Here is a 6057-nt window from a genome sequence, read left to right as displayed (position 1 = left end):
TATGACCGCACCGTCATCCCTTGTTCAACCAGAGAAAGACCTTGCAGCCCGGGCCGTTCCACATATGAGTCAGAGCCAATATTGCAAGCCGAATGACAGTCAGAATGGCTGACCGCAAAGCTAATCGAACTGGGGCTGCCGGCCGTCAGTTTGGAATCCCGCCAGGTTAAGGCGGCACTTGCGGCCATGCCGGTTAAGACCGATCGGAATGACGCCCGTGGCATCGCGCAGGTGGTGAGAACGGGATGGTTCAAGCCTGTTCACGTCAAGAGCATCGGCAGCCAAAGGGCACGGACGCTGGCTGCGGCTCGCAAGCATATCATTCGCTCCATCGCGGCCGCAGAGCAAGTCATCCGCGGACTTCTGCGTCCGCTCGGTCTCAAAGTCGGAATCGTCTCGCGGAGTCTGTTCGCGACGAGAGTTCGTGAGCTGGTCGGCGACGACGCCTTGCTAGAGGCGATCATGGATCCGCTGCTTGCTGGACGCGAAGCGCTGATGCGGGAGTACGCCCGCTTACATCGTCTGGTTCTGAAGGCCGTGCGCAGTGACCCGGCTTGTCGGCTCTTGATGACGATGCCGGGGATCGGCCCGGTCTCTGCGTTGACCTTCCGCTCCACTGTGGACGATCCCGGGCGATTCCTGCATTCCCAATCCGTCGGCGCCTATCTCGGGTTGACGCCCCGGCGATACCAATCCGGTGAGGTTGATCGGGTGGGACGGATCATAAAAGTCGGAGATGGTGAGACGCGCACAGCCCTGTTCGAGCTGCCAACGTCGTTCTCAGGCTATCAACCCGATGGTCTCCGATGAAGGCCTGGGCGGTGCGTGTTGCTCACCGGCAAGGAAGTAAGCGCGCGAAGGTCGCGCTGGCCAGAAAGAAGGCTGTCGTCCTTCACCGAATGTGGGTCGATGGAACCGAATTCCGATGGACGGCGGTGGCGTAAAGACATCATCGCCATTTCCAGAGACGCCCGTCGCGGGGCGTGGGAATGGTCGAGTTCGTATGATCTGTCGTGGCATCCGCCCTCCAGGTCGGGTGACTACGCCGAAGAGCTTGAACCGACCATTCAACCGAATCCCATCGTGTGGCGGCTTTGCCGACCACGAACAGAAGCAAGGTACCCGCGGCACGCGCCCTTAAGGGATTGACAGAGGCAGACCGAATACAGAAGCAGCCAGTGTTTGAGCCGGCGCACATTCATGGGACCGTGCATTGGAACGCTGCCGATTCGCTCGATTTGCGAGGCTGTATCAACCAGGCGAACGACACAGTCCAAAGACAGAGCATCGCAATCGGAACCATGTAGTAAGGCGTGAAGATAGGGTGACTCAGAAAGAAGCCAAGGTTGATCATGAGATTCCCCGCGACGAGGAAAGCGATCTGATGCGCAGAACGGAGGCCACTTCGCAGCAACCACAACGTCCAGCCGGCAGCGAGGCATATCAAAAGGGACTGCGGGTCACGAAGATATTCGCCGAGAACTACAATATTGAATGCAGGCGCGACAGCGTCGCTGGCGCCATATGTCGTTGCAAGCGGGCTGCCGGCGTTGATGGCCTGGGCAATCAGCGTTGGCATTATTCCGAGAGCCACGCCAGCGACGAAGCCGACGCTATCCAGGAAGCTTGCCAAGGTGCGCGACCGCAGGAATGCAACGCCGAGAAACAAACCATAGCCGGACGCGAGCAAGATATTGGGCAGCCTTAAATTGACTGCCGCGCCGAGGAGGAGGCCAATGAGCGCGATCAGCCACGAGCTGCCACATGCCCTGTTCACCCAGAGGGCCGTGAGGAGACCTATAATGCTGCAGAGAGCAACCGTAGGCGCAACTGAGTAGCTCGCTTTTGCTGGGTTGATCATGCCATAGACGGCTAGCGCACCAAAGAGCCCGGCACCGATCACGAAAGACAGTGTCCTGGCCATCCAGATGCCAAGCAGCGCAACGCAGCAAACGACTATACTCGCGCTGATGTAGAGCGGCGCAACTTGGAAGCCTTGTGGAAAGGCCGCAAGCAAGAAGCCGGTGCCGGGTGGATATTGCAGAATGACTTTGCCACTTGGTTTCCGAACGTGGCATGGCCACCGATCGAGGTTTTCAGGATCTGGCAACGCAATTTCCTTCAACCTGCCTACAAAGTAGCGGTCATCGTCCATCGTTGCATCGGTGTTGAGCCCGACAACGCCAAAGCGCTGGAAGAGATGAGCTTGCCTGAGATAACAGACATCGTCGTAGACGCCGCGCGCCTCGCTCCAGCGCCACATCGTGAGGGTGTGGCTGGTGAGGATCGCCAAGCAGAGGAAACCAAAAAAGGCTTTGACACCCGTCGACGGCATGCCCGTCGTGTTGCATGTAATTCTATCCATTTTCGTAGCCCCCGCACGACGATATTCCGAGCGGTGCAGCAACTGCAAGTATTCCAATCGAGCGACTAGCACCCGCCGGACGCTTCGGACAGACTCCTCATACCTGGCAAGCGCGCCAGTATGTTATGGGAGCGCGAGGCCCTTTCAGAAGGTGCTCAGGTGGCAATCATCATTAGCGAAGTGGGAGAGGCAAATGCGAAGATTTTCGGTGCTGCTGACTATCATTCAGGCTTTCCTCGCCCTACGGCCCGTTTCGGCTGGACTGATAGATGAGCCCTTGGGCGCCCTGAGGTCGACCGCCTGGAGGGTCTGCCTCCCGCAATCGCGGCCCTGAATCTAGAGCAACCGTAGTTGGGCAGATGAATGACGAGCGGTGAAGCCAGATCCCGCCCCGGAACCGTCGGGGCGGTCGGCAGTTATTTGGCTGGAGGAAGAATGATGAAATCATCGCTGTTCGCGGCAACAATGATCATCGCAGCTACCCTGTCCGCCTGCACAGCATTGGCGCAGATAAGGCCGCAATGGGCCTATGATGGATCAGCCGTCTGCCCGGAAGGTCATGATTTTTCTCGGGGCGCCTGCTGGCCACGCGGAGGTTACCGCCAAAGTTATGGGCGGGGTGGGAGCCAAGCTGTTCGTCCCCGATGGACACGTAGCGGTTCGGCAGTGTGCCCCGAGGGCTTCGATTACTATGGTGGCCTGTGTCGATCGCGCTACTGACCTTCGAAAGCCTGGTCGCGATCCTGGCTGAAGCTTCCAAGTGGCGGAATATGGCCATTGCTTCGCGGCCAATGACTATTCTTCATTGCCCCCATGCCGCAGCTCTAAAGTATGGCGTCAGTTTTTTAAAGATCTCAGTACGAAAACGGCTGATCTCCCAGGTCAACGCATTCGTTAAAGCCCGATGCGTTCTGATGTATCGCCTCACGGTCAGCAACGACATTTTTCGGCGCCCATCAAGGATAATCCACCCGATCAGGAGCTTCGCATCCCACTCGATTTGTGCGTCCGATCGACAGGCAAAACGACCTCCATTAGTTGGCCGACGAATAGCACTTCACCAAATGAGTTGCTATATCGGGCGTGCAACCCCTCAGCACGAGATCTCGTCGCTCGCAGAAATCTTCAGAGCGTCCCCCTAGCGTTCGCTGACAGCATGCTCGATTGCCTTGGCGGCCAGTATTGCAGACCTCTCATCCATGTGCATGCCGTCCGGCCATCGCAGCTCGCTCTTTGCAAGCTTCAAGTGCAGCCAATCCTGCAAATTGCCAAACCGGCCTGACGCGAAGCGCCGCGTATCGCTAGCTAGCTGCGTATGCTCTAATTGATCCGCATACGGCAGTTCAACAAGTAACACCCGGACCCCCTGACTTCGAGCCACCGATGCAAGCCGGGCAAGCTCATCGACGTTGCTTTGCAGAGCGGCAGTCAGATCCTGGTCAAAACCTTTGGCTGCCCGATCGAGGTACATTTGGTTGTTGTACTCTCGTGCGGCCTCAGTCAGAAGCCGATTGGCTGCCACAACCGACTCGTGACGATTGCGCGGGGCGTGTTGCCAGTTCTCGTAAACCGCGACAGCCATGCGGACAGGACGGAAAAATGTATCGTGCTTGTTACTGGAATAATTCTCAATAATCTTCTCATCAGCGCCTTTAGAGAGCAGGTTCGTCTCTACCAAGATTGTCTGAGGAAGCTTTTCGCGGTTCAGTAGCAAGAAGCGAAAACCGGTCAGAGCAGAGCCTCCGCCGATCGCGAGATTCCGGACGTTCAAACCGTCAAAGTAATCTTCCCTAATCCGCGCCATCAGCGAGCTTCCTAAAAGAACAACCGCCGGGACCGGCTCGCTCAGATATCTGTTTAAAGCTACAAGAGTTCCGTCTCGGGCGGTTGTTGCGGGGGCTTGCATCCCAGTTGGAAGCACAGGCTTCGTCACAGCGCAGATCAGTAGAACCAGCGCCGCCGTCAATCCCGATTTTATAAGCCATCTCAGGCCATCATTATCCATGCGATGGACCAAATAGCACCCAAACCCTTTATCAGCAATTTCGCCGGGGCCCCAATTCACGCCTCCGACGGGGCCACCGGCGCGAATAAAGCAGACGCTCTCGCCGGCAGCAAAGCCCTGCAAAGAAGCTCACGCAAGAAGTTGCGGTCCTCGATTCGATGACTCACTACGGCACTCCGTCATTCTCGCGCGCAGAGTGCATGAACTCGCGTTCTTGAGATTGGGCGTGAGTCTCTGAATTGCTGGGAGTGCAGAGCTCTGCTGGTCGGCTGAACACGACCAAGGCGGACATCGGACGCGGGCCCATTTCTTGCATAACAACGCATACGCGAATGCGGCCAAGTCGATTCACTTGCGGCCCAAAGGCTTAGGCAGCATTGGCCTCGGATTCGCCCCATCATCCGATAGGCCAGGCGTGTCAGCCGCCTGCGCTCCGCTTCGAACTCTGTGGTTCGGTGATCGTACATCGCCTCTACCCACCCCATTTCCTCGCAGATCATATCCGCTTTCCCGTCGCTCGCGCATCCCGAACCCGAGGATAAGACGATCGGACGTGCCTGGATGTGACATCGGCCGCTTCGAGTGGAAATGCTGAGTGGCATGTCACACCCTGACCGCTTGGCCCGTCATGGCTCCGAGCGTCGATCTCCGGCGTTCCGAACATAGAGACACGTCATGCGCGAAAACGAACGGCTGGTCTAGAGCGAGGTGGCGCCGCAGGGTGTAAAGGCTATCTTCGGCATCCACCACTACATCACCACGGGCACCGACCTGCCCCGCGAATTGATCCACCTCGTCTTCTGGTGAGTTTCGCAGATCAACGGATGCGCACACTGCATCGACCTGCACACCCGGCACCTCTGGACACGATGCCGTTCGAGCAGGTCGCCCTCGTTCCGGTCTGGGCCGAGGTGCCCCACCTGTTTCCCGACAAGTACCGCGCTGCCCTCGCGTGGGCGGAGGAAGTCACGCTCGTCAGCGAGACGCACGCCTCCGACGACGCCTATGCGGCCGCAAGCGCGGCATTCGGGCCAAAGGATCTCGCGGACCTCACGATCATTTGCCCCGTGTCTGACCGCGGCTGAAAGCGCGGCGAGATCTGCTTCCCGTAGGTGACCCGAACAGCGCGATGTCAGCGGGCAAGGCAGACTGAGCTGCTGCCGGTTTGATGGACACCGAGATTAGGTGTTTTATCGAGACGGAGGTGGGCGATGAAGAGACGGAAGTTCAGTCGCGAGTTCAAGATCGAGGCGGTCAAGCTGGTCAGGGAGCGCGGGGTCTCGGTGGCGCAGGCCAGCCGCGACCTGGACGTTCATGAGAACGTGCTGCGCAAATGGGTGAAGGAGTTCGGCTCCGACCCCGCGCAGGCCTTCCCGGTCATGGGCAAATGAAGCCCGAACAGCAGGAGATCGAGCGGTTGCGCCTGAAGTCGCCAAGTTGAAGGCCGAGCGGGATATCCTAAAGAAGGCCGCAGCCTTCTTCGCGAAGGAAGCGACATGAAGTTCGTCTTCATCGCGAAGCACCGGGCGATCTGGCCGGTGGCATGGCTATGCGAAGCGCTTGGGGTGTCGCGGTCGGGCTTCCATGCCTGGCTGAACCGCTCTCCCAGCGCCAGATCCCGCAGTGACAAAGAGCTTGGCGGTAAGGTCAAGGCCAGTTTCCTGGCGAGTGACCGCACCTATGGCGC

2 protein-coding genes and 3 pseudogenes are annotated in these 6057 nt (G+C 58.5%); 3 read left to right on the top strand and 2 right to left on the bottom strand.

Annotation, left to right across the window (positions count from 1 at the left end; all coding sequences use genetic code 11):
• Positions 1-99 precede the first annotated feature (99 nt).
• Positions 100-944, top strand: a pseudogene (locus tag ASG57_RS29490) (IS110 family RNA-guided transposase); the annotation flags it as partial.
• A 254-nt stretch (positions 945-1198) separates the two neighbouring features.
• Here the strand turns inward: ASG57_RS29490 and ASG57_RS29485 are convergent.
• Entirely contained in the window at positions 1199-2413 is a 1215-nt protein-coding gene (locus tag ASG57_RS29485) for a hypothetical protein (RefSeq protein WP_230646917.1), read from the bottom strand.
• 1090 nt (positions 2414-3503) lie between these two features.
• The gene (locus tag ASG57_RS29475; protein ID WP_156402853.1) at positions 3504-4493 is read right to left on the bottom strand and encodes a hypothetical protein; all 990 of its coding nucleotides are present in this window, start codon (positions 4491-4493) and stop codon (positions 3504-3506) included.
• A 585-nt stretch (positions 4494-5078) separates the two neighbouring features.
• Here ASG57_RS29475 and ASG57_RS29470 point away from each other — a divergent pair.
• Positions 5079-5428 (top strand): annotated as a pseudogene (locus ASG57_RS29470) (carboxymuconolactone decarboxylase family protein); the annotation flags it as partial.
• Positions 5429-5581: 153 nt separating this feature from the next.
• Positions 5582-6057, top strand: a pseudogene (locus tag ASG57_RS38220) (transposase); the annotation flags it as partial.

It is taken from the genome of Bradyrhizobium sp. Leaf396, from assembly GCF_001424605.1.
Taxonomy (GTDB): Bacteria; Pseudomonadota; Alphaproteobacteria; order Rhizobiales; family Xanthobacteraceae; genus Bradyrhizobium; species Bradyrhizobium japonicum_C.
The sequence above is the reverse complement of the archived record's forward strand: the minus strand, read 5'-3'. Positions and strand labels throughout refer to the sequence as shown.